The 21,869-nt window shown below is 62.7% G+C and carries 22 protein-coding genes; 11 read left to right on the top strand and 11 right to left on the bottom strand.

The window, feature by feature from the left end; genetic code table 11:
- Window positions 1-42: 42 nt before the first annotated feature.
- From BLQ55_RS10405 to BLQ55_RS10385, 4 genes are all read right to left on the bottom strand, one after another.
- Entirely contained in the window at window positions 43-825 is a 783-nt protein-coding gene (locus tag BLQ55_RS10405; protein WP_092253719.1) for a transporter substrate-binding domain-containing protein, read from the bottom strand.
- A gap of 311 nt (window positions 826-1,136) precedes the next feature.
- Window positions 1,137-2,825, bottom strand: a complete 1,689-nt coding sequence (locus BLQ55_RS10395) for an ATP-dependent DNA ligase (RefSeq protein WP_092253715.1) — start codon at window positions 2,823-2,825, stop codon at window positions 1,137-1,139.
- Window positions 2,822-3,853, bottom strand: coding sequence for a ligase-associated DNA damage response exonuclease (locus tag BLQ55_RS10390; RefSeq protein ID WP_092205451.1), 1,032 nt, complete (start codon window positions 3,851-3,853; stop codon window positions 2,822-2,824). Before BLQ55_RS10390 ends, BLQ55_RS10395 begins: the two co-directional genes overlap by 4 nt.
- Before the next feature lie 206 nt (window positions 3,854-4,059).
- Window positions 4,060-6,510 (bottom strand): penicillin acylase family protein, encoded by a 2,451-nt coding sequence (locus BLQ55_RS10385; protein WP_092253713.1) that lies wholly within the window; start codon window positions 6,508-6,510, stop codon window positions 4,060-4,062.
- A gap of 207 nt (window positions 6,511-6,717) precedes the next feature.
- Between BLQ55_RS10385 and BLQ55_RS10380 the strand changes: the two genes are divergently transcribed.
- The gene (locus tag BLQ55_RS10380) at window positions 6,718-7,275 is read left to right on the top strand and encodes a cysteine hydrolase family protein (RefSeq protein WP_092253711.1); all 558 of its coding nucleotides are present in this window, start codon (window positions 6,718-6,720) and stop codon (window positions 7,273-7,275) included.
- 141 nt (window positions 7,276-7,416) lie between these two features.
- Here the strand turns inward: BLQ55_RS10380 and BLQ55_RS10375 are convergent, their stop codons facing one another.
- The 4 genes from BLQ55_RS10375 to BLQ55_RS10360 form a co-directional block, all read right to left on the bottom strand.
- Window positions 7,417-7,620 (bottom strand): SEC-C metal-binding domain-containing protein, encoded by a 204-nt coding sequence (locus BLQ55_RS10375; protein ID WP_003198420.1) that lies wholly within the window; start codon window positions 7,618-7,620, stop codon window positions 7,417-7,419.
- A 5-nt stretch (window positions 7,621-7,625) separates the two neighbouring features.
- Window positions 7,626-8,111 (bottom strand): LEA/WHy family protein, encoded by a 486-nt coding sequence (locus BLQ55_RS10370; protein WP_060738920.1) that lies wholly within the window; start codon window positions 8,109-8,111, stop codon window positions 7,626-7,628.
- A 69-nt stretch (window positions 8,112-8,180) separates the two neighbouring features.
- Window positions 8,181-8,669: a YchJ family protein gene (locus tag BLQ55_RS10365; protein ID WP_092205465.1), complete on the bottom strand. Its 489-nt coding sequence runs from the start codon at window positions 8,667-8,669 to the stop codon at window positions 8,181-8,183.
- Window positions 8,670-8,671: 2 nt separating this feature from the next.
- Entirely contained in the window at window positions 8,672-9,169 is a 498-nt protein-coding gene (locus tag BLQ55_RS10360) for a DUF6231 family protein (protein WP_060738918.1), read from the bottom strand.
- A gap of 192 nt (window positions 9,170-9,361) precedes the next feature.
- Between BLQ55_RS10360 and BLQ55_RS10355 the strand changes: the two genes are divergently transcribed.
- The 4 genes from BLQ55_RS10355 (at window position 9,362) to BLQ55_RS10340 (ending at window position 12,046) form a co-directional block, all read left to right on the top strand.
- Window positions 9,362-10,060, top strand: a complete 699-nt coding sequence (locus tag BLQ55_RS10355; RefSeq protein ID WP_092205454.1) for a PA1041 family peptidoglycan-binding anchor lipoprotein — start codon at window positions 9,362-9,364, stop codon at window positions 10,058-10,060.
- 90 nt (window positions 10,061-10,150) lie between these two features.
- Complete coding sequence (locus BLQ55_RS10350) at window positions 10,151-10,876, top strand: PA1041 family peptidoglycan-binding anchor lipoprotein (protein ID WP_092205455.1); 726 nt, start codon at window positions 10,151-10,153, stop codon at window positions 10,874-10,876.
- A gap of 146 nt (window positions 10,877-11,022) precedes the next feature.
- Window positions 11,023-11,295, top strand: coding sequence for a DUF1145 domain-containing protein (locus tag BLQ55_RS10345; protein ID WP_092205456.1), 273 nt, complete (start codon window positions 11,023-11,025; stop codon window positions 11,293-11,295).
- The gene (locus BLQ55_RS10340) at window positions 11,288-12,046 is read left to right on the top strand and encodes a hypothetical protein (protein ID WP_092253709.1); all 759 of its coding nucleotides are present in this window, start codon (window positions 11,288-11,290) and stop codon (window positions 12,044-12,046) included. The genes BLQ55_RS10345 and BLQ55_RS10340 overlap by 8 nt, the downstream gene beginning before the upstream one ends.
- A gap of 125 nt (window positions 12,047-12,171) precedes the next feature.
- On the opposite strand, the gene BLQ55_RS10335 is transcribed toward BLQ55_RS10340, so the two are convergent.
- Window positions 12,172-12,636 carry a DUF2269 family protein gene (locus tag BLQ55_RS10335; RefSeq protein ID WP_092253707.1) on the bottom strand — a complete coding sequence of 155 codons (465 nt, stop codon included), beginning with the start codon at window positions 12,634-12,636 and terminating at the stop codon, window positions 12,172-12,174.
- 99 nt (window positions 12,637-12,735) lie between these two features.
- Between BLQ55_RS10335 and dinG the strand changes: the two genes are divergently transcribed.
- From dinG to pdxH, 4 genes are all read left to right on the top strand, one after another.
- Entirely contained in the window at window positions 12,736-14,880 is a 2,145-nt protein-coding gene (dinG, locus tag BLQ55_RS10330) for an ATP-dependent DNA helicase DinG (protein WP_092205459.1), read from the top strand.
- A gap of 237 nt (window positions 14,881-15,117) precedes the next feature.
- Window positions 15,118-16,263 carry a serine hydrolase domain-containing protein gene (locus BLQ55_RS10325; protein WP_092253705.1) on the top strand — a complete coding sequence of 382 codons (1,146 nt, stop codon included), beginning with the start codon at window positions 15,118-15,120 and terminating at the stop codon, window positions 16,261-16,263.
- Window positions 16,264-16,380: 117 nt separating this feature from the next.
- Entirely contained in the window at window positions 16,381-17,517 is a 1,137-nt protein-coding gene (locus BLQ55_RS10320) for an OmpA family protein (protein ID WP_092253703.1), read from the top strand.
- Window positions 17,518-17,541: 24 nt separating this feature from the next.
- Complete coding sequence (gene pdxH / locus BLQ55_RS10315; protein ID WP_092205462.1) at window positions 17,542-18,189, top strand: pyridoxamine 5'-phosphate oxidase; 648 nt, start codon at window positions 17,542-17,544, stop codon at window positions 18,187-18,189.
- Here the strand turns inward: pdxH and BLQ55_RS10310 are convergent.
- Window positions 18,137-18,421 carry a hypothetical protein gene (locus tag BLQ55_RS10310; protein WP_092253700.1) on the bottom strand — a complete coding sequence of 95 codons (285 nt, stop codon included), beginning with the start codon at window positions 18,419-18,421 and terminating at the stop codon, window positions 18,137-18,139. The two genes, pdxH and BLQ55_RS10310, sit on opposite strands and share 53 nt — an antisense overlap.
- A gap of 171 nt (window positions 18,422-18,592) precedes the next feature.
- Between BLQ55_RS10310 and BLQ55_RS10305 the strand changes: the two genes are divergently transcribed.
- Window positions 18,593-19,057 carry an outer membrane lipoprotein gene (locus BLQ55_RS10305; RefSeq protein ID WP_047228399.1) on the top strand — a complete coding sequence of 155 codons (465 nt, stop codon included), beginning with the start codon at window positions 18,593-18,595 and terminating at the stop codon, window positions 19,055-19,057.
- 214 nt (window positions 19,058-19,271) lie between these two features.
- Here BLQ55_RS10305 and nhaA read toward each other — a convergent pair whose 3' ends face one another.
- The gene (nhaA, locus tag BLQ55_RS10300) at window positions 19,272-20,459 is read right to left on the bottom strand and encodes a Na+/H+ antiporter NhaA (RefSeq protein ID WP_092203981.1); all 1,188 of its coding nucleotides are present in this window, start codon (window positions 20,457-20,459) and stop codon (window positions 19,272-19,274) included.
- A 269-nt stretch (window positions 20,460-20,728) separates the two neighbouring features.
- Here nhaA and BLQ55_RS10295 point away from each other — a divergent pair, with 269 nt between their 5' ends.
- Complete coding sequence (locus BLQ55_RS10295) at window positions 20,729-21,823, top strand: PLP-dependent cysteine synthase family protein (protein ID WP_092253698.1); 1,095 nt, start codon at window positions 20,729-20,731, stop codon at window positions 21,821-21,823.
- The last annotated feature ends 46 nt before the right edge of the window (window positions 21,824-21,869 follow it).

The following is a 21,869-nucleotide window of genomic DNA, read 5'->3' as shown; positions in this document are numbered from 1 at the left end:
CAGGAAAGAAGCGCCCATCCGAGGCCGGATGGGCGCAGCGCATTATTTGCCGCTGTACAGATTCAGATCGCCAAAGTGTTTTTTCTGGATATCGGCGTACGTGCCGTCGTCGTGTAACGCTTTGATACCTTTATCCAAAAGGGCCTTCAGCTCACTGTTACCTTTCTTGATACCGATGGCGGTCTTGGCGGGCAGCAGTTCGCTGTCCACTGGCTTGCTGATTTCATAGCCTTCGCCTTTTGGCGACTTCAGGAAGCCCAGCTCAGCCTGGAGCATGTCCTGGATCGCCGCGTCGAGGCGGCCGGAGGTCAGGTCAGAGTAAACCTGGTCCTGGTTCTGATAGGCCTGGGTCTTGACGCCGGCCTTGTCCAGCACGGCCTTGGCGTAGGCTTCCTGGATGGTGCCTTGCTCGTAGCCGATGGTCTTGCCTTTGAGCGAGGCAACGTCTTCGCTCAGGCCCGAGCCCTTCTTGAAGACATAGGCCGTTGGGCCGGAGAACAGCTCGTTGGAGAAGTCGATGACTTTTTCCCGGGCCGGGGTAACGGTCATGGAGGAGATCACGCCGTCGAATTTGTTGGCCTTCAGGCCCGGGATCATGCCGTCGAAATCGCTTTCGACCCATTTGCATTTGACTTTCAGCTCTGCGCAGATAGCATTGCCCAGGTCGATGTCGAAACCGACCAGGCTGCCGTCGGCGGCTTTGGATTCAAACGGGGCGTAGGACGGGTCGACACCAAAACGCAATTCCTTGTATTCCTTGGCCGTGGCGACGCCAGCGGCCATGCACAACGCCAGTGCAGAAAGGGTCAGCAGTGCTTTTTTCATTATTCAATCCCTAAAACCAATATGAGCGCTTGTGGCGCGTAAGTATTGTTACCGGTGAAGGCGAGAACGGTATGACGGCATAAAGGTAGCAATTTCCGAACCAGAGTGCCGAACAAGTGTTTTAAAAGCATATGCGGCAGATGGTGGAACGCGGTGGTGCGTGGAGGAGATCGTACAACAAAAAGGTGCCCCAGGATGGGGCGGGCATGATAGGTCTTTGTGGGAGCAAGGCTTGCCCGCGATAAAGGTGACGCGGTCTACTGGAAAACGAGGCGCCTGCTTCGCGAGCATGCTTTGCTCCCACCGAGGTGCTATTTCAACAAATCCTGTAGCGTCGCCAACGTGTCGGCTTCATCGACGCCCTTGTCCTGGCGCCAGCGCAGCATCCGTGGAAAGCGCACGGCGATCCCGCTCTTGTGGCGCTTGGACAGGGCGATGCCTTCGAAGCCCAGTTCGAATACCAGGGTGGGGGTGACGCTGCTCACCGGGCCGAACTTCTCAACGGTGGTCTTGCGCACGATGCTGTCGACCTGGCGCATTTCCGCATCGGTCAGTCCTGAGTAGGCCTTGGCGAATGGCACCAGGGTGCGCTCGCGACTGTCTGGCGGGTTGTCCCATACGGCGAAGGTGTAGTCGCTGTAGAGGCTGGCGCGTCGGCCGTGGCCGCGCTGGGCGTAGATCAGCACCGCGTCGACGCTGAACGGGTCGATCTTCCATTTCCACCACACGCCCATGTCCTTGGTGCGACCGACGCCGTACAGCGCGTCGCGGGCCTTGAGCATCATGCCCTCGACACCGAGGCTGCGAGACGCTTCGCGCTGCCGGGCGAGGTCCAGCCAGTCCTGCCCGGTGACGATCGGCGACGGCAACAGCACCGGGCTGTGGATACGGGCGACCAGTGCTTCCAATTGTTCGCGGCGCTCGGTCTGGGGGCGGCTGCGCCAATCCTCGCCTTGCCATTCCAACAGGTCGTAGGCCATCACCGCCACGGGGGCGTCGTCGAGGATTTTCTTGCCCAGGGTCTTGCGCCCGATGCGCTGCTGCAACAGGGCGAAGGGTTGCACCGCCGGCTGCAACGGTGCGTCCGGGTCGAAGGCCTCCTCGGTGACCGACTGGGGGGCTTTCCAGACCACGATTTCACCGTCGATCACCGTGCCGTCAGGCAACGCTTGGGCCAGTGAATGCAATTCCGGAAATCGTTCAGTGACCAGGTCCTCGCCTCGCGACCAGACCCACAAATGGCCGTCGCGCTTGATCACCTGGGACCGGATGCCGTCCCATTTCCATTCCACCTGCCAGTCGCTGGCCGGCCCCAGCAGCGCGTCGAATTGCTCCACTGGCGCAGACAACGCATGGGCCAGGAAAAACGGATAAGGCTGGCCGCCGCGCTGGGCATGTTCATCGTCGGACTCGGCCGCGATCAGTTTGAGGTAGCTGGCGGCCGTGGGACGATGGGACAGGTCGGTGTAGCCCACCAGGCGTTGGGCCACCCGTTTGCTGTCCAGCCCGGCCATGGTCGCCAGGGCCCGGGTCACCAGCAGTTTGGATACGCCCACCCGGAAACTGCCGGTGATGAGTTTGATGCAAAGCATCAGGCTCGGCCGGTCGAGCTGCGCCCACAGCGCCGGAAGCCGTTCTGCCAGGACGTCGGGCGACTCACCGCGCAACGGCAGCAGTTTCTCTTCGATCCACAGCGCCAGGCCTTCATCGGAGCTATGGGGCGATTCGGGTAATACCAGCGAAATGGTTTCGGCCAGGTCGCCCACGGCCTGATAACTTTCTTCGAACAGCCAGAGCGACAACCCGGATACCTGGACCGCCAACTCCCGCAGGATTTTTACCGGCACCAGTTGCCGTGGACGCCCGCCGGACAGGAAATACACGGCCCATGCCGCGTCCTGGGGCGGGGCTTTGCTGAAATAGTCCTGCATGGCCGTGAGCTTGGCATTGCTGGAGGTGGTGGCGTCCAGTTCGGCGTACAACTCGGCGAAGGCTTTCATGGCGCTTCCTCAGCGCTGTCGGTGGCCGTAGCGAAGTCTTCTTCGTCGTCGCCGTATTCGGTGGTGAACCCTTGGGCATCGAGGCCTTGCTCGCACAAGTGGCGTACCAGTACGGCGACTGATCCATGGGTGACCATCACCCGTTCGGCGCCGGTCTGTTCGATGGCCCAGAGCAGGCCAGGCCAGTCGGCGTGGTCGGACAGCACGAAACCCCGGTCCACGCCACGCCGCCGACGCGTACCACGCAGGCGCATCCAGCCGCTGGCGAAGGCGTCGCTGTAGTCGCCGAAGCGGCGCATCCAGCTGCTGCCTCCGGCAGAGGGTGGGGCGATGACCAGCGCCTGGCCCATGATCGGGTCGTTCTTCTTGATATCGCCGGCATAGATCGTGGGCGGCAGATGAACCCCGGCCTCGCGGTAGACCCGGTTCAGCGGTTCCACCGCCCCGTGGGCCAGGATCGGGCCGAGGCTTTCATCGATGCCGTGGAGAATCCGCTGGGCCTTGCCGAAGGAATAGCAGAACAACACGCTGGCCCGGCCGACGGCGATGTTCCCGCGCCACCACTGGTTGATCTCGTCGAAAATCTGCCCCTGGGGTTGCCAGCGGTAGATCGGCAGGCCGAAGGTCGATTCCGTGATGAAGGTATGGCATCTCACCGGCTCGAACGGGGTGCAGGTGCCGTCAGGCTCGACTTTGTAATCCCCCGACGCCACCCAGACCTCGCCTTGATATTCCAGCCGTACCTGGGCCGAGCCCAGCACATGGCCGGCGGGGTGAAAGCTCAAGGTCACGCCATGGTGCGACAGGCGTTCGCCGTAGGGCAGGGTTTGCAGGTTGATGTCCTGGCCCAGGCGTGATCGCAGGATGCCTTCGCCGGGTGCCGCTGCCAGGTAATGTTGGTTGCCGCTGCGGGCATGGTCGCCGTGGGCGTGGGTGATGACCGAGCGTTCAACCGGACGCCATGGGTCGATGTAGAAATCCCCGGGTGGACAGTACAGGCCTTCGGGGCGGGCAATGACAAGATCCATGCAATCACCGGGACGATGGGCTTGTCAGGTAGAGGCGCTGGCGAGGGGGGAAGTTCTATCGGATTTGGGGGGACTGGCGCCATCGCGAGCAAGCTCGCTCCCACATTGGCTTTGTGTCGAATCGCAATACGGATTCAACACCGGCCCCTGTGGGAGCGAGCTTGCTCGCGATCGGGTGCGTAGCGCCCGCAAAAAAAAAGCTGCAGTTACTTGCCGGGCACCAACGTCAACCGCGTCTTGCCATACGCCCGATCGAAGTTCTGCGACTGCAACGGCAGACTCTGGTACTGCCCCTTGATCCACGGATCGATGCCATTGGCATAGTGCGGGCTGACCGGGTTGCCGGACTGGCCGGCGCCGTCCTGGATCATCAACGGTTCGGGCTGGCCGAAGTCAACGATAAAGCGCATGGCCGGCGCCAGGGTGGTGGTGAAGTCCTGGCCCCAGGCGAACGCCGCCGAGTTGAGCGTAGTGGCGTCGCCACCGGCCGGTAGCGGGCCGCGTACGATCTGGCCGGTGCTGTTCTTCCAGGCGTAGCGATGCAATTGGCCCCATTGCCAGGCCTTGTGGTCACCGCCCAACTGGCTGTCACCGGCGTTGATGGTGGCGGCCAGGCTGCGGGCGAGGATAACGGCCTTGTCTTCTTTCTGGGGTGTGCGCACATCGTCCCAGAACGGGCTGTCTTCACGCCCCAGCAGATGATCGGCCTGGGCCGAGTAGGACAATTGGCCGTTGGCGACCAGCGCCTGCCACGCCGGGCTGCTGTCCGGGCCCAGTTCGTCGAGGAAAATCTGCTTCATGCTTTCCTGCAGGAACAGCTCATAGATCGCCGCGTCGGCGGAGGTCGGGCTGAGCCGGCCATCGAATGCCATCAAGCGGCTATAGGCTTCGCGAGCCTTGGCCCGGTCAGCCACCGGCAGGGCTTCGATGGCCTGTTTGAGCGGTTGGCTCATGCCCGGCGCTTCGAAGACTTGCTTGAGCTTGGCCGCGAACGTCGTGGTCTGGTCGTATTGCATGGCGGTCAGGCTGCGGGTGTCGTGCTTGCCTGCGCCGGCCAGTTCGGCCATGCGTTCGCCACGCTCCGGCGAAGCCCAGGAGTTGGACAACTGCATGCCGTAGCCATGGGGGATGACCCGTTGGTTGGCCGTGCCGAGCCAGCCTTGGGCCGGGTCTTGATCGTAGGGGTGCAGCATCGGGTCGGCGTAACCGTCCCAATCGTAGCGACCGTCCCAACCCGGCGATGGCAACAGGCCCTCGCCTTCACGGCGGTTCGGGTAGCGCCCGGTGACTTGCCAGCCGATATGGCTGGCGTCGGCAAAGACCAGGTTCACCGCCATGGCGCGGATTTCCCGGCTGGCGTCGGACGCTTTCTCGACGTTCTGCGCCCGGGACAGGTCGAAGAAGGCGTCCAGGGTCTTGTCGTCGCTGAAACTCGGCGTCTGCAAGGCCAGGCCGAAGCCGTTGGCCATGGCGGTGCCTTGGGCGCTGTTGAGCAACGGGCCGTGGCGGGTCTCGAACACCGCTTCACGAATCGGCCGCTGGCCTTTGATGAAGTAGGTTTCGTTGCGCACGATCGCCGGTTGCCATTTGCCGTTGACCTCGTAGGACAGGCCATTGCCCTGGCGGCGGATTTTTTCCAGGAACAGATCCTGGTTGTCCCCCAGCACGCTGGTCATGCTCCAGGCCACTTTGCCGTTGAACCCGGCCAGGATCATCGGGATGCCCGCCACGGAAATCCCGGCCGCCTGGTACTTGGGCGCACGGATCTGTACCGGGCTCCACAGCCCCGGCATGCCCAGCGGCCCGTGGCTGTCGCTGGCCAGCAGGCTCTTGCCGCTGCGGCTGCGTTGTGGCGCGATGGCCCAGTTGCTTGAAGACGCAGCACCCAACAGGTTCAACCCGGCCAATTGCTGGGTGGCCTTGCTGATTTCGTTCAGGCCCGGGATCTGGCCATTGAGGCGCAGGCCCTGGAGCTTGTCGGCCTCGGCCACGGGCAGTTGCTCGTCCGGATAGGACGGGCTCAGCCAGGCGAGTTTGTCGTTGGTGACGGTCTGGGCCAGCACCAGGCTGGCGATTTCTTCCGGCAGGTTGGCTGACTGGCTGAAGTTCAGCAGACAGAACATCAGCGCCGAATCTTCCGGTTTCCAGTATTCAGGTTTGTAACCGGTGGCGGCCAGGTCCGACGGCAACTTGTCGCGGTAGCGGAACAGGTAGGCGTTGACGCCACGGGCATAGACTTCGAAGAAACGCTTGAGCCGAGGCGAAGACGCCTTGTACAGCTCGTCGGCGTTTTTCTTCAGGTTGACGGCGCGCATGTAGCGGTCGACCTCCAGCCGTTCGGCGCCGGACATCTCTGCCAACCGTCCCTGGGCCAGCAGGCGCAGGGTCACCATCTGGGTGATACGGTCGCTGGCGTGGACGTAGCCGAGGGTGAACAAGGCGTCATGGAAGCTGTTGCTTTCGATCAGCGGCATGCCTGTGGCGTTGCGGCGGACCGAGACGTTCTGCGCCAGCCCCTTGAGCGGTTGCACACCGGACGTGGGCGGGACCGTGTCCTGGGCATTCCAGGTCTGGCATCCGCTCAAACCGAGCACACTGGCCACCGCGGCGGCAACACCGAGCCGGGGGATGAAGGAAATAGAGGCTGGCGAGGCCATGGCAAAGCTCCTGCGGGAGGGGGGTGGCACCAATAAAGGCGCTACGTTAGTGAGCAGGCGGAGGCCGCGCAAGCGGGGGCGAGGGTTATTTGTTGATTTGGCGATGAAAGCCCGGGACCGGGTCATCGCTTTTGTTCGAAGGCTTGCCTGTTGGAAGGGGTGATGCTCAAGTGTGCAACAGACAAAGACCAAGCAAGAGAAACCGGCATGGAGCTACAGAACGACGCGGCGCTGATCCTCATCGATCAACAAAAAGGCATCCTTCACCCCAGGCTCGGCCCTCGCAACAACCCCGAGGCAGAGCTGCGCATGCTGGAACTGCTGGCTTTCTGGCGACACACGGCGCGCCCGGTGATTCACGTCCACCATCTGTCCCGCTCGCCGGACTCGGTGTTCTGGCCGGGGCAGTCGGGGGTGGAGGTCCAGCCACGGTTCGAGTCGAAGGCAGGGGAATGGTTGGTGCAAAAGCAGGTGCCGGATGCGTTCAGTGGCACCCACCTGGAGCGAGACCTGCGCCAAGCCGGAATCAGGCAACTGGTGATCGTCGGTGTGGCGACGCATAACTCGGTGGAGTCCACGGCGCGTACGGCCGGCAATCTGGGATTCGACACCTGGGTGGCCGAGGACGCCTGCTTCACCTTCGACAAGAACGATTACTTCGGCAACGCCCGTTCGGCAGCCGAAGTGCATGCCATGTCCCTGGGCAACTTGCACGGTGAGTATGCGACGGTGGTGGGTGTGAAGCGGATTCTGCAGGCGGGCTGATGGACAGGTACTGACAGCGCCGGCCTCATCGCGAGCAAGCTCGCTCCCACAGGGCAATTGCGCTGAGGCGCAGAACTCTTGTGGGAGCGAGCTTGCTCGCGATGACGGTCTAACAGGCGAAAAGCTTTTTCGCCCAGCCCTTCAGGCCCCGTGGCACTTCTTGAATTTCTTGCCATTGCCACATGGGCAAGGGTCGTTGCGACCGACATCCTTCAGGGCGTTGCGCACCGGTTCCTGGTGGGCGTGGCCGCAGTTCGGGCCGTGGACGTGGCCGTGGTCATGGTCGTGATGATGGTCGTGATCGTGGTTGCAATCAGGGCCGTGGACGTGGGGTTGCTGGGTCATCGGGGTTACTCCGCAATTAAATCGGCGGCGATTATCACGCCATTGCGTTCAAGGTGCACGTAGTGGGCGATGAATAATCCGGTTTCCAGCTCACCTTCCAGGCGATAGGGGATCTGTTCCCGGGGTTTCTCCAGCAGCTTGACCACTTCCCGCACCTGTGGCCACAGGTTGGTGCGCACCGGCACCTTGAAGTAGGCGCTGTGCTTGGGGCGCACGGTGAACCAGTGCTCATGCTCACCTTCGGTCAGCAACAGGTCGCCCAGGTGGATGCGGTAGGTCAGGCCGCGAACGGTGAGGTCGCTGTCGCCGGGGTTGTCGACGCGAAAGTGCAGCGTGAACCTCTGCTCCACCAGCCGGGCCCGCACCACCTCGACTTTGACCAGGTGCACCTGCGGTTCCGGGGCTTCTTCACCTCGCCAGGATGCACAGCCGCCGAACCCAACGAACAGCAGCAGGCAGGTGATGCGCAACAAGAATGATGGAGGGGTCATGTCCGTGCCTCTGGTTTATCCCCAGTCTAGCCCCTTGGGGCGATGGGCGAGCGTCGGACGTTTCCTAAATCAGCGATTGAAGTAGCCGGCGCAGCACTTCTTGAATTTGTGCCCGCTGCCGCACGGACAGCTGTCGTTGCGTCCGGTCTTGACCGGCACGGTCGGATCGATGAAGTACCAGCGCCCGTCGTTCTGCACGAACGAGGACTGTTCGCGGTGGCTGTGCTCGCCCTGGCCGTCGTGCCAGCGTGCCGTGAACGTGACGAAAGCGTGTTCCGGTTGACCGCCGAACACTTCGCTGCTTTCCACGTCCAGCCCCAGCCAGGTGCTGTTGGCGCTCCACTCGCGGATGGACTGGCGATCGAGGCCTTGTTGCTGGGCGGGCAGGGTGGTGGCGACCAGATAGTCCACCAGGCCCAGCACATAGGCGCTATAGCGCGAGCGCATCAAGGCTTCGGCGCAGGGCGCCGGATGACCGTCGTGGTAGTGGCCGCAGCAGGCCTCCAGTGAGTTGCCACTGCCGCAGGGACAAATGGGCGAGTGCGAGCTTGTGTTCACGGTTACCACCAATATTTTCCAAAGTTTTCCGGGTTGGCCCAAAAACGTGAGTTGAGCCAGTCGGGGACCTGTTTGTATTCAAGCAGATCGTAGGTGAACAGGGTCAGCACCTGATCTTCGCGCTGGAATCGCTCACTGGCTTGCAGGGCCAGGGAAAAAAAGTCCGTCTCCTGCCAGCCGCAGGCGTTGAGGTCGGCGAGCACGGCGATGCGGCTGGCGTTGAGATTACGGATGCCGCCCAACAGGTTCAGACCCTCGCGCTTGGGCAAATGCTCCAGGCAATCGAGCGCCAGGGCCAGGTCAAAACGTCGCGCCGCCACGTCCGCCGGCAGTGCACCGGGGCCGGCGTGGACCACTTCGGTGTCGGGGTGGGCCTGCTGGAATGCTTCGAGTGCGGGAAAGCCGCTGGCACCGATCAGCAGCAGTTTTTGCGGGGCGTAACGGTCAAGCACGGCCGCCAGGGCTTGCTGGGGGGTACGCGAAGAAATGGCAACGGTCATCGAAGTTCCTCAGTCAGAACCACCACGATAGCCTGCCCGGACAGCATGGCCTAGAGCGGTTTGTCTCTGAACGTGCGGAATCTTCGCAAACACGGGGCGAAAACCCGCGATTGCTCAGGCTGGCGCAGATACGAAGACGGGTCTTTACTCCCCTGAATCGGCGCCAAGCCGATCCCTCAAGGAGAAAACCCGATGAGCATAGTTCGGACAGCGTTACCCCTGGTTCTGCTAACCAGTGTGTTGACTGGTTGCGCAGGTTTGCAGAAAACCGACTGGCCGATCTGTGCGGCCACTGGCGGTGTGGTCGGCGCGGGATTGGGCGCCATCGAAAGCAGTTCCTGGATCGGCCCGGGAGCGCTGGTGGCCGGCACTGTGGCGGCGGGCTGGTGCTGGGCCCATGGCGACGGCGACGAAGACGGCGATGGCGTGCCGGACAGCCGTGACAAGTGCCCGGGCACACCGAAGGGCGTGCAGGTCGATGCCGACGGTTGCCCGCCACCCGCCCCGGCGCCGGTGGTTGTTGAAGAAGTCGCGGTGGTCAAGGAAGAAACCATCGTGATCCGCGACGTGCACTTCGAATTCAACAAAGCCACGCTGACCCCGGCCGACAAAGAGGTACTGAGCACGGTCGCCACCCGGCTGAAACAGGAAACGTCCACCGCGCAATTGCGGGTCACCGGCCATACCGATAGTGTCGGCAGCGATGCCTACAACCAGAAACTGTCGGAGAAACGGGCCAACTCGGTGGTGCAATACCTGGTCGAAAACGGCGTACCGCGCGCCAGTTTCGTCTCGGTGTCCGGTGCCGGCGAGAGCCAGCCGGTGGCCGATAACAAGACCGCCGATGGCCGCGCGATGAACCGTCGCACGGAAATCAAGATAAACCGCTGAAACCCTTGTCATCCGCGGCTTGTCGAGTTGCGGATGCGGGTCTTTACTCCTGTGTGACCGGTATGGGCCGGTGACACAGGAGCCTTCACCATGAACCTTCTAATCAGGGCCGCCTTACCGGTACTGCTGGCAAGCAGTCTGTTGTCCGGCTGCGCCACTCACAGCGACGGCAGCGCACCGCTCAATCAACGCACCTGGCCAATCTGTAGCCTGATCGGCGGCGTCGTCGGCGGCGGGTTGGGGGCCATTGAAAGCAGTGGTTGGGCCGCCGGCGGCGCCGCATTGGGGCTGCTGGGCGGTGGCTTGATCTGCTACGCCCAGGATGGCGATGAAGACGGCGACGGTGTGTTCGACCGCCGCGACCGTTGTCCCGATACCCCGGCCAATACGCCGGTCGAGCATCACGGTTGCCCGGTGCCGCAATACCCGGCCAGTGCGCCGCCGGTCGAACCGCCAGCACCAGCGAGCGAGGTCATCACCCTCAACGACGCGGGCAAGGTGCTGTTCGATTTCGACAAATCCGACCTCACCGCAGACGCTCGAAGCCAGCTCGATGGGCTAATGGGCAAACTCAGCCATGCCAATGTCGCCAGCATTCGGGTGGTGGGCCACACCGACAGTGTCGGCACTGATGCCTATAACCAAGGGCTGTCCGAGCGTCGGGCCAGCAGCGTCGTGGAGTATTTGCTGAGCCAGGGGCTGGCCCCCGGCAAACTCACCAGCGAAGGCAAGGGTGAAAGCGAGCCGGTGGCCGACAATGAGACCGATGAAGGGCGGGCGCAGAACCGTCGGGTTGAATTGCATATCCAACGCTGAGGCGCGGCCCAGGGCTGCCGGGTCGTCGGGAGGACGATCCGGTGGGCCAGGGCCCTGGCTAGATTAAATTTACCGGACCCCCTGGCTTATCCTGCGCGCAAGCCGTTACTGTGCGGGCAAAGAATAATGCTCGATCAGGGGGGCGTATGAAGGTGTTTTGGGGGCTGGGGCGCTTGCTGACCCTGCTGTTCTGGCTGGTGGTGCTGGTCAATCTGGTGGTGCCGTTCGTCCATCCGCTGCATTTGCTGGTCAATGTCGCCGGCGCGTTTCTGCTGGTACTCCATCTGCTGGAACTGTTGTTGTTCCGGGCCAGTTTCCGTGGCCGCCCCGCGCCTGGCCGCGATCGCCTCAGAGTGCTGCTGTTCGGCATCTTCCACGTGCAAACCCTCCCGACCGCACCAGAGGCTTCCCATGCGTAAACTGTGTCTGCTTGCCGCACTCATCTGCCCATGGGCTTCGGCCCAGGTGCTCCAGGTCGAAGGCCATTCGTTGATGCGCCTGCCCAATACCACCAGCACCCTGACCCTGGAACGACTGGACGTGGCCGATTACGGCACGTTGCTGGTGCCTTCCAATGTCACTGAATTGACCATCGATCAGTTGCACCTGGGGCGTGAAGCGCGGATCGCCATCGTGCCGGCGCAGCAGGTACTGGAAATGAAAGTGGCCCAGGCTGAATTGGCCGAGGGCAGCCAGATCACGTCACGCGGCGCCCCGGGGACCTACACCAAGGCCGCGCGGCCGGGGCGTGATCTGAACCTGCATTTCACGGTGTTGAATGCGCCGTTGTTGTCGGTGGACGCCCGTGGCGGCACCGGTGCACCGGGTTTTGTCGGTCTTGACGGTGCCAATGGCCAGGCGCCGGGTTGCACCTGGGGTTCGGCCGGTCGCGGTGCCGACGGCAGCAATGGCAGTGATGGCCAGCCGGGAGCCGCTGGCGCGCAGGTACGCCTCGAACTGCCCCGGGCCTACCCTGCCGAGCAGATCAAGGTGACGGTGGACGGCGGTGCCGGTGGCGCGGCGGGGCACGGCGGCAAACCCGGGGCGGGAGGCAAGGCCAAGGGGTGCCTGGTCTACACCGCCGATGGCGGCAAAAGCGGCCGTCCTGGCGCCGATGGCCAGCCAGGGCCTGCCGGGGCGGCGGGGACGGTGACGGTGCAGCGGTTCTGACGAAAAATCTGATCTGAACCTGTGGGAGCGAGCTTGCTCGCGATGGCGTTGTGTCAGTCGGTGAAGTATTGCCCGACATGCCGTCATCGCGAGCGAGCTCGCTCCCACAGGGCTTTATGTGATTTTCAGAACATCGGTCGCGCCGCACCAATCGCCACCACCAGCAACCCGATCAACAGATTGCTTCCCACCAACCGCCGGATCTTCCCCAGCACCGCCGCACCCGTCGGCCAGTCCTGAGCCGTCACGGCGTTGCGCAATGCGGGCAGCTGCAAGCCCTGGATGCGGATAAACAGCGCCGTCATCACCACATACAACCCCATCATCACCTGCACATAACGCGGCGCGGTTTCGAAACCGGCGAAGCGCAGATGGATCAGGCCTACGCCGCTGATCGGCAAAAGCACGACCGCGACCCAGACCCAGACGAAAAAACGCTGAAACACTTCTACCCACAACTTGAGCCGGGCAGGGCCCTCAAGCGCCGTCGTTGCGGCGGGGCGCAGGATCATCCAGGCGAAGAACATGCCGCCAACCCAGACCAGGGCCGCCAGTAAATGCAGGGTGTAGACAAGGGCAAAGGGTGTCATTGGGTTACTCCGTTCTGCGCAGGATTCATTAGCGGGGTATGATAGCCGCCGATCCGAACCACTGAAAATTTATCCAGCGTTTTTAGCGCCCGACCATTCATGATCAGCACCGAACTCAAAACCACGATCCAGGGCGCCTATTCGCGTTTTCTCGAAGCCAAGAGCCTCAAGCCGCGATATGGCCAGCGCCTGATGATTGCCGAAGTGGCAAAAGTCCTGGGCGACATCGACACCGACGACGAAGGCCGGCGCAGCGGCGAGCCCGCCGTCGTGGCGGTGGAGGCCGGCACCGGTACCGGCAAGACCGTGGCCTATAGCCTGGCGGCGATTCCCACCGCCAAGGCCGCCGGCAAGCGCCTGGTGATCGCCACGGCCACCGTCGCCCTGCAGGAGCAGATCGTCTACAAGGACCTGCCCGACCTGATGCGCAACAGTGGGCTGAACTTCACGTTCGCGCTGGCCAAGGGCCGCGGGCGCTACATGTGCCTGTCCAAGCTCGACATGTTGCTCCAGGAAGGCCAGGCGCAGACCGCCACGGCCCAGTTGTTCGAAGAAGAAGGCTTCAGGATCGAGGTGGATGAAGCCAGCCAGAAGCTGTTCACCAGCATGATCGAGAAACTGGCGGGCAATAAATGGGACGGCGACCGCGACAGCTGGTCCACGGCGCTGGAAGACGCTGACTGGTCCCGCCTGACGACCGACCATAGCCAGTGCACCAACCGCCATTGCCCGAACTTCGGCCAGTGCGCCTTCTACAAGGCTCGCGAAGGCATGGGCAAGGTCGACGTCATCGTCACCAACCACGACATGGTCCTGGCCGACCTGGCCCTGGGCGGCGGTGCGGTGCTGCCGGACCCGCGCGACACGATCTACGTGTTCGACGAAGGCCATCACCTGCCGGACAAGGCCATCGGCCATTTCGCCCATTACACCCGGCTGCGTTCCACCGCCGACTGGCTGGAAACCACCGCCAAGAACCTCACCAAGCTGCTGGCCCAGCATCCGTTGCCGGGTGACCTGGGCAAGTTCATCGAGCAAGTGCCCGAGCTGGCACGGGAAATCAAGACGAATCAGCAGTTCATGTTCACCGCGTGCGAGCAAGTGGCCGATTTCAAACCCGGCGAAGACGTCGAGGGCCGCGAGCGGCCACGCCATCGCTTCGTCGGCGGTGTGATTCCTGAGCACATGCGCGAAATGGGCATCGAGCTCAAGAAAGGTTTCGCACGCCTGACCGACCTGTTCACGCGCCTGACCGACCTGCTCAAGGAAGGCATGGACGGCGAGGTCAACATCGGTATCGCCAGCAACCAGGCCGAGGAGTGGTACCCGCTGTTTGGCAGCCTGTTGTCCCGATCCCAGGGCAACTGGGAGCTGTGGACGGCATTCACCGCCGAAGACCCGGAAGACAACCCGCCGATGGCGCGCTGGCTGACCCTGGCCGAAAGCGGTTCGCTGTTCGACATCGAGGTCAATGCCAGCCCGATCCTGGCCGCGGAAATGCTGCGGCGCAACCTGTGGAACGTGGCCTATGGCGCGCTGGTGACGTCCGCCACGTTGACCGCCCTGGGCACGTTCGACCGCTTCCGCATGCGCGCTGGCCTACCGAAGAAAGCCGTGACCGCCGTGGTCCCGAGCCCCTTCCATCACGCCGACGCCGGCGTGCTGCGGGTGCCCGACCTCAAGGCCGACCCACGGGATGCCGCCGCCCACACTGCGGCGATCATCCGCGACCTGCCGGAACTGGTGGAAGGCTCCCGGGGCACGCTGGTGCTGTTTTCCTCGCGCAAACAGATGCAGGACGTGTTCGATGGCCTTGATCGTGACTGGCGCAAGCAGGTGTTCATCCAGGGCAACCTGTCGAAGCAGGAAACACTGAACAAGCACAAGGCACGGGTCGACGGTGGGGACTCCAGCGTGCTGTTCGGCCTGGCGAGCTTCGCCGAAGGCGTGGACTTGCCCGGTGCCTATTGCGAACACGTGGTGATTGCCAAGATCCCGTTCTCGGTTCCCGACGACCCCGTGGAGGCGGCGCTGGCCGAGTGGATCGAGGCCCGCGGTGGCAATCCGTTCATGGAAATCTCCGTGCCGGACGCTTCGCTGAAACTGGTCCAGGCGTGTGGCCGCTTGCTACGTACCGAAGAGGATCGCGGCACCATCACTTTGCTTGACCGACGGCTGGTCACCCAGCGCTATGGCAAGGCAATCCTCAATGCATTGCCGCCATTTCGGCGGGAGATTTCCTGAGGCTGCTGCGATTTCACGGTGAAACCATGTATTTGTGGGAGCAAGGCTTGCCCGCGATGAAGGCACCTGGGTCTCAGAAAGACCTCACAGGCCTCGTCGCGGGCAAGCCTTGCTCCCACAGGTTCTTCTTGCCACAGGGGCATGCTTAGCCAGCCGTCCTGTGGCGGTTCCCAAATGACCTAATGCCTGAAACAATGCCAGCCACTCTAAAAAGTCTTTGTTTCAAGGGAGTTGCGGGTGCAGATTCAAGGCCATTATGAGCTTCAGTTCGAGGCGGTGCGTGAAGCGTTCGCGGCGCTGTTCGATGATCCCCAGGAACGTGGCGCGGCGTTGTGCATCCAGGTGGGTGGTCGCACGGTGATCGACCTGTGGGCCGGTACCGCCGACAAGGATGGCCATGAAGCCTGGCACAGCGACACCATCGCCAACCTGTTTTCCTGCACCAAGACATTCACCGCCGTCACCGCCCTGCAACTGGTGGCCGAAGGCAAGTTGCAGTTGGACGCCCCGGTAGCCCGCTATTGGCCAGAGTTTGCTGCGGCCGGCAAGCAATCCATCACCCTGCGCCAACTGCTTTGCCACCAGGCTGGGCTGCCGGCGCTGCATGAATTGCTGCCGCCCGAAGCGCTTTATGACTGGCAAGCCATGGTCGATGCCCTGGCTGCCGAAACACCTTGGTGGACGCCGGGCGAAGGCCACGGTTATGCCGCGATCACTTACGGCTGGCTGGTGGGTGAGCTGTTGCGCCGGGCCGATGGTCGAGGGCCGGGGGAGTCCATCGTCGCCCGCGTCGCCAAGCCGTTGGGCCTGGATTTCCACGTTGGCCTGGCCGACGACGAGTTCCATCGCGTGGCCCACATCGCCCGTGGCAAAGGCAACGCCGGCGATGCGGCGGCCCAGCGCCTGCTGCAGGTGACGATGCGCGAACCGACGGCCATGACCACACGGGCCTTTACCAACCCACCGTCGATCATGACCAGCACCAACAAGCCGGAATGGCGGCGCATGCAACAACCAGCGGCCAATGGCCACGGCAATGCCCGCAGCCTGGCCGGGTTCTATGCGGGGTTGCTGGACGGCAGCCTGCTGGAAGGTGAAATGCTCGACGAACTGACTCGCCAGCACAGCTTTGGCGAGGACAAGACGTTGTTGACCCAGACCCGTTTCGGCCTGGGTTGCATGCTCGACCAGCCGGATGTGCCGAACGCGACCTACGGCCTCGGCCCACGGGCGTTCGGTCATCCGGGGGCCGGGGGCTCCATCGGGTTTGCCGATCCCGAACATGATGTAGCGTTCGGTTTCGTGACCAACACGCTTGGGCCTTACGTTTTGATGGACCCGCGCGCGCAAAATCTTGCGCGGGTGCTTGCCACTTGTCTATAAAGCGCCATTGAAGGCCATGGACACAGGAACCTCGTGTCCTTTTAAGTTTCGAAGCGTCTGTTTATGCGGCCAAGACATGGCCTTGTTTTTTCATTTAGATCATTTTGTGGATATCCAATGTCATCGAATAAAACCCTCGCTCTGGCGCTGTGCTTCGCTATCACCGGTTGCGCACAAAACCCACAAAATGATGCCGAGGGCAGCGGCGGCTGGTGGCCGTTCGGCTCTTCCGACAAGGTGGCGGCCAAGGAAACGGCGCCAGCGGCGCCCCTGAAGCCTGCCGCTGTCGCACCGCAAGCCAAGGCCGAGAGTGCCAGCCACTGGTGGTGGCCGTTCTCTTCCGAGGAAACCGCCGCAGACGCCGCCAGAAAAGTCGAAGCAAAGGCAGACGCGCAAGCCAAGCCTGAGGCCAAGGCGCCGACAGCTGTTGCCAAGGCCGAAGCCGAAAGCAATGGCAAGTGGTGGTGGCCGTTCGGCGGCAAGGACCAGGAAACCGCCAAGGCGGTGCCGATGCCCGATCCGAAAGTCACCCAGGCCTGGCTCGACGACTACGAGCCGAAGCTGCGCACGGCGATCCAGGACAGCAAGCTCGAACTCGAGCGCCGCGACAATGTGCTGGTGGTCACCGCGCCCGTGGACAGTTCCTTCAACCCGGACCGTCCGGCGATGCTGCTGCCCGTGACCCTCGGCCCGTTCACCCGCGTGGCGAAGCTCCTTGAAGCCGACCCGAAGACTGCCGTGCTGATCCTTGGTCACGCCGACACCTCGGGCGCCGTACCGGCCAACCTCAAGCTCAGTCAGGAGCGTGCCCAGGCCGTGGCGGCGATTTTCCGCCTCAGTGGCCTGCAGCGTGATCGCCTGATGCTGCGTGGCATGGGCGCAGTGGCGCCACGCGCGGCCAACGACAGCGTTGAGGGGCGCGCCTTGAACCGTCGTGTGGAATTGCTGGTCACGCCGGCCAACACCATGGTTGCGCTGCTGAGCAAGTACAACATGCCGGCCCCGGCTCCAGTGACGATGGTTGCCGCCCAGGATGTGAAGCCTGCCGCCCCGGCGCCTGCGCCTGCGGCTAAAAAAGCGGTGGCCTCGACCACCAAAGCCGCAGCCAAGAAAGCACCGGCCAAGAAAGCCGCGACCAAGGTGCCTGCAAAGAAGGTCGCGGCCAAGCCCGCTACCCCAGCCAAGAAGCCCCAACCGGCCAAAGCCGCCACCGATACCAAGAAAGTCGCGGCCGCCGATACCCCCAAGCAGTGATGGGCTAACCACAAGGAATGCGCCATGACCCAAGCGCTGGCTGATATGCGCCGCGACTACACCCGCGATGGCCTGACCGAGGCGCAAGCCCCGGCCGAGCCGTTCGCCCTGTTCCACCAATGGTTCGCCGACGCGGTAAAGACCGAACAGGCCCCGGTGGAGGCCAACGCCATGACCCTGGCCACGGTGGATGAGCAGGGACGTCCGCACTGCCGGATCCTGCTGCTCAAGGGCCTGGATGCCCAGGGCTTCACGTTCTTCACCAACTACGACAGCGCCAAGGGCCAGCAACTGGCTGCGAACCCGTTTGCGGCCATGACGTTTTTCTGGCCGACCCTTGAGCGCCAGGTGCGCATCGAGGGCAAGGTGGTGAAGGTCACGGCGCAGGAATCGGACGCCTACTACCAAGTCCGTCCGCTGGGCAGCCGCTTGGGCGCCTGGGCGTCACCCCAGAGCCGGGTGATTGCCGGGCGCGGCGAACTGGAAGACCTGCTCAAGGCCACCGAGCAGCGCTTCAGCGACAGCCAGCCACACTGTCCCGAGCATTGGGGCGGTTATCGCCTGCTGCCCGAACGCATCGAGTTCTGGCAGGGCCGTCCGAGCCGCCTGCACGATCGCCTCAACTATCGCCTGCAAGGGGCGCAGTGGGCTCGCGAACGTCTGGCGCCTTAGCATCGGGATAACCTGCCGCGGCGCTCTGGAGCCATTGCGGCAGGTCGCGGCGCTTGATGCCTTGTGCCTGGGCGCGGGCCAATTGTTGCAACATGTAGGTTTTCTTTTGCCCATCCGGCCCCGCCAGTGAAAGCGCCAGATCGCGATCCACCCAGCGTTTGATCCGCACGTACAGCCACCAGTGGAAATACAAACCGGCCACGGTGGTGGCGACGATAATGAAATAATCCATGAAAAATTCCAGGGTTGATGACGCAGGTTTCGGAAATTGACGCTACTGTTTGGTGAATTTTTCGGGCGCGCCTGTATCCCACCTGAATGAAAGCAATTTTATCCCGGCGAGGCCGTGACAGGCGTCAAGCTGCGGAGTTTAATGAATCCCTGTCTTTTGGAGTTTGATGCTATGCGTAAGTCTGTTTTGCTGGTTGCTTCCTTTTCCACGATGGCGATGTTGCTCACTGGCTGTCAGTCGAGCCTGACCGGTGACTCCTACTCCCGTGACGAAGCGCGTCGCGTGCAGACGATTCGCATGGGCACGATCGAAGCCTTGCGTCCGGTCAAGATCGAAGGCACCAAGACCCCAATCGGCGGTGCGGCCGGTGCTGTGGTCGGTGGTGTAGGCGGCAGCGCCATCGGTGGTGGTCGTGGCAGCATCGTCGCTGCCGTGATCGGCGCCGTGGCGGGCGGCCTGATTGGTTCCGCCACTGAAGAAGGCCTGACTCGTACCCAGGGTGTGGAAATTACCGTTCGTGAAGATGACGGCAGCATGCGTGCCTATGTGCAGCAGGTTCAGGAAAACGAGGTGTTCCGTGTGGGTGAGCGGGTTCGTATTTCCACTGTGGATGGTACGAGTCGCGTATCGCACTAAGTGGGAGTCAGGTAAGAAAAAACGGCGCTTTCTCCTGAATGGGAAAGCGCCGTTTTTGTTTCTTGGGGCTCGATACTTGTTGGTTTTTTTGGGGGGGCATATCCGTTACCGCAGAAACGGATATACACACCAACCATACTTCTACTTGTCCATCAGTTACTGGTAGGGCCGGATATTGAGGACCCGAAACGACTTAAAGACGTGTTGGAAAGTATCAGGAAGGCAATGCCGCCCGCTTGCGACTGGCCGCTGCCGTCACCGCATAACCCAGCAACGCCGCCAGGATCGAACCGGTGAGGATCCCCATCCGGTCCATGCCAGCGTAGTCACTCACACCCGGCTCGAACGCCAGGGAGCCGACGAACAGGCTCATGGTGAAACCAATCCCGCACAGGATCGCCACGCCCAGTACCTGGCCCCAATTGGCGCCGGCGGGCAGGCTGGCGATGCCGATTTTCACGGTCAGCCAGGTCAGGCCGAAGACGCCGACGGTCTTGCCCAGCAACAGGCCGATGGCGATGCCCATCGGCACGTGATGGGTGAAGCTCTCGACGGTGACGCCGCTCAAGGACAGGCCGGCGTTGGCGAAGGCGAACAGCGGCAGGATACCGTAGGCCACCCAGGGATGCAGGGCATGTTCCAGGGTGAGCAGCGGCGAAGTCTCGGCGTTTTTCGTGCGCAGCGGAATGCAGAACGCCAGGGTGACCCCGGCCAATGTTGCATGGACACCGCTCTTGAGCACGCAGACCCAGAGGATCAGGCCCACGACCATGTAGGGCCCGAGCTTGACCACGCCCATCCGGTTCATCGCCACCAGCACGGCGATGCAGGCGGCCGCCAGCATGAGCGACAAGGTCGACAGGGCGCCGGAATAGAAGATGGCGATGATGATAATGGCGCCCAGGTCATCGATGATCGCCAGGGTCATCAGGAACAGTTTGAGCGACACCGGCACTCGCTTGCCGAGCAAGGCCAGCACGCCGAGGGCGAACGCGATGTCAGTGGCCGTCGGAATCGCCCAGCCGGCGAGGGCGGCCGGGTTGTCGCGGTTGAGAAACCAGTAGATCAGCGCCGGCACCACCATGCCGCCAATCGCCGCCGCGCCCGGCAAGACGATTTGCGACGGCTTTGATAGTTGCCCGTCGAGTACTTCACGCTTGACTTCGAGGCCGATGAGCAGGAAGAACATCGCCATCAGGCCGTCGTTGATCCACAGCAGCAGGGGTTTTGCGATCTTCAGGGCGCCCACCTGGGCGACCACCGGGGTGTCCAGCAGGCCGTTATACAACCAGGACAGCGGTGAATTGTTGATGACCAGGGCCAGTACGGCGGCGGCGATCAGCAGCAGGCCGCTGGCAGCCTCCAGTTGAAAAAAACGTGTCAGAGAATTGCGTAGAGCCACGATCGCTCTCCATGTATCGAATCAAAAAGATGGCACACCCTAACCCGTACTGTTAGTTGTTAAAACAAAAGTTATATTCTTTTTTGTTATATGTCGTTACAAGGCCTGCGCCACGCGGTCGGCAGTTACGGGTCATATTGGACCTTAGCTGTACCTGTGCGTGATGTCGGTTTTTTCCTAAGCTGTCGTCTGGTTTTTCCGAACTCCAGCCGTGCCTGCACGACCGCGTGATCTCCCCACGCTGAATACGATCAGTGAGCAAACACACCATGAACGACCATCGCCAGTGGGCTCGTGAAGCGATCCGCATCATCGAGGCCGACTTCCAGCGCAGCGCCGATACCCACCTGATTCCGCTGCCGCTGCCTGGCCTGCCGGGCATCGAGCTGTACTTCAAGGATGAGTCCAGTCATCCCACCGGCAGCCTCAAGCATCGGTTGGCCCGCTCGCTGTTTCTCTATGCGTTGTGTAACGGCTGGCTCAAGCCAGGTGCGCCAGTGATCGAGGCCTCCAGTGGCTCGACGGCGATTTCCGAGGCTTACTTCGCCAGGTTGCTGGGCCTGCCGTTCATTGCGGTGATGCCGGCGACCACCTCCAGGGAAAAAATCGCACAGATCGCTTTCTATGGCGGTCAGAGCCACCTGGTGGATGATCCTACGCAGATCTACGCCGAATCCGAGCGTCTGGCCCGCGAGCATGACGGGCATTTCATCGACCAGTTCACCTATGCCGAGCGGGCCACGGACTGGCGGGCCAATAACAACATTGCCGAATCGATCTTCCAGCAGATGCGCTTCGAGCGGCATCCGGAGCCCACATGGCTGATCTCCAGCCCCGGCACCGGCGGCACCACGGCCACCCTGGGACGCTATGTCCGTTACCGCCAGCACGGCACCCGTGTGCTGTGTGCCGACGCCGAGCGTTCGGTGTTCTTCGATTACTACCGCAGTGGCGACGCCAGCCTGCGCCTGGATTGCGGTTCACGCATCGAGGGTATCGGCCGGCCGCGAGTCGAAGCGTCGTTCCTGCCGAACGTCATCGATGCGATGGTCAAGGTGCCGGACGCCTTATCGCTGGCGGCCATGCATTACCTGGCCGGGCGTCTGGGACGACGGGTCGGCGGGTCCAGCGGCACCAACCTGATCGGCGCACTCATGGCGGCCCGGCAGATGGCGGATGCAGCGGAGTCGGGGTCGATCGTGGCGATCTTGTGTGACGGCGGCGAGCGCTACGCCACGACCTATTACGACCCGACATGGCTCAAGGCCCAAGGCTATGAGTTGAGCGGGCTGATGGACATCGTGGCGGCGAGTGTGGAGCGGGGCGAGGCACTGCCGGAGAGTGTGTTGCGGGCCAATATCTGAATCTTGAAAACCCCGGGGTCCCTTGTGGGAGCGAGCCTGCTCGCGA

Origin of the sequence: Pseudomonas sp. NFACC13-1 (assembly GCF_900104425.1) — a bacterium.
Taxonomy (GTDB): domain Bacteria; phylum Pseudomonadota; class Gammaproteobacteria; order Pseudomonadales; family Pseudomonadaceae; genus Aquipseudomonas; species Aquipseudomonas fluorescens_AA.
The sequence above is the reverse complement of the archived record's forward strand: the minus strand, read 5'-3'. Positions and strand labels throughout refer to the sequence as shown.

What these genes read in the sequence shown, in the direction of transcription:
- BLQ55_RS10360 (WP_060738918.1), bottom strand. Translation starts at nt 9,169, where the DNA reads ATGACCGTTGCCATTTCTTCGCGTACCCCCCAGCAAGCCCTGGCGGCC.
- BLQ55_RS10350 (WP_092205455.1), top strand. Translation starts at nt 10,151, where the DNA reads ATGAACCTTCTAATCAGGGCCGCCTTACCGGTACTGCTGGCAAGCAGT.
- BLQ55_RS10375 (WP_003198420.1), bottom strand. Translation starts at nt 7,620, where the DNA reads ATGACCCAGCAACCCCACGTCCACGGCCCTGATTGCAACCACGATCAC.
- BLQ55_RS10320 (WP_092253703.1), top strand. Translation starts at nt 16,381, where the DNA reads ATGTCATCGAATAAAACCCTCGCTCTGGCGCTGTGCTTCGCTATCACC.
- BLQ55_RS10380 (WP_092253711.1), top strand. Translation starts at nt 6,718, where the DNA reads ATGGAGCTACAGAACGACGCGGCGCTGATCCTCATCGATCAACAAAAA.
- BLQ55_RS10310 (WP_092253700.1), bottom strand. Translation starts at nt 18,421, where the DNA reads ATGGATTATTTCATTATCGTCGCCACCACCGTGGCCGGTTTGTATTTC.
- dinG (WP_092205459.1), top strand. Translation starts at nt 12,736, where the DNA reads ATGATCAGCACCGAACTCAAAACCACGATCCAGGGCGCCTATTCGCGT.
- BLQ55_RS10390 (WP_092205451.1), bottom strand. Translation starts at nt 3,853, where the DNA reads ATGGATCTTGTCATTGCCCGCCCCGAAGGCCTGTACTGTCCACCCGGG.
- BLQ55_RS10385 (WP_092253713.1), bottom strand. Translation starts at nt 6,510, where the DNA reads ATGGCCTCGCCAGCCTCTATTTCCTTCATCCCCCGGCTCGGTGTTGCC.
- BLQ55_RS10405 (WP_092253719.1), bottom strand. Translation starts at nt 825, where the DNA reads ATGAAAAAAGCACTGCTGACCCTTTCTGCACTGGCGTTGTGCATGGCC.
- BLQ55_RS10305 (WP_047228399.1), top strand. Translation starts at nt 18,593, where the DNA reads ATGCGTAAGTCTGTTTTGCTGGTTGCTTCCTTTTCCACGATGGCGATG.
- BLQ55_RS10335 (WP_092253707.1), bottom strand. Translation starts at nt 12,636, where the DNA reads ATGACACCCTTTGCCCTTGTCTACACCCTGCATTTACTGGCGGCCCTG.
- BLQ55_RS10355 (WP_092205454.1), top strand. Translation starts at nt 9,362, where the DNA reads ATGAGCATAGTTCGGACAGCGTTACCCCTGGTTCTGCTAACCAGTGTG.
- pdxH (WP_092205462.1), top strand. Translation starts at nt 17,542, where the DNA reads ATGACCCAAGCGCTGGCTGATATGCGCCGCGACTACACCCGCGATGGC.
- BLQ55_RS10345 (WP_092205456.1), top strand. Translation starts at nt 11,023, where the DNA reads ATGAAGGTGTTTTGGGGGCTGGGGCGCTTGCTGACCCTGCTGTTCTGG.
- BLQ55_RS10395 (WP_092253715.1), bottom strand. Translation starts at nt 2,825, where the DNA reads ATGAAAGCCTTCGCCGAGTTGTACGCCGAACTGGACGCCACCACCTCC.
- BLQ55_RS10370 (WP_060738920.1), bottom strand. Translation starts at nt 8,111, where the DNA reads ATGACCCCTCCATCATTCTTGTTGCGCATCACCTGCCTGCTGCTGTTC.
- BLQ55_RS10340 (WP_092253709.1), top strand. Translation starts at nt 11,288, where the DNA reads ATGCGTAAACTGTGTCTGCTTGCCGCACTCATCTGCCCATGGGCTTCG.
- BLQ55_RS10295 (WP_092253698.1), top strand. Translation starts at nt 20,729, where the DNA reads ATGAACGACCATCGCCAGTGGGCTCGTGAAGCGATCCGCATCATCGAG.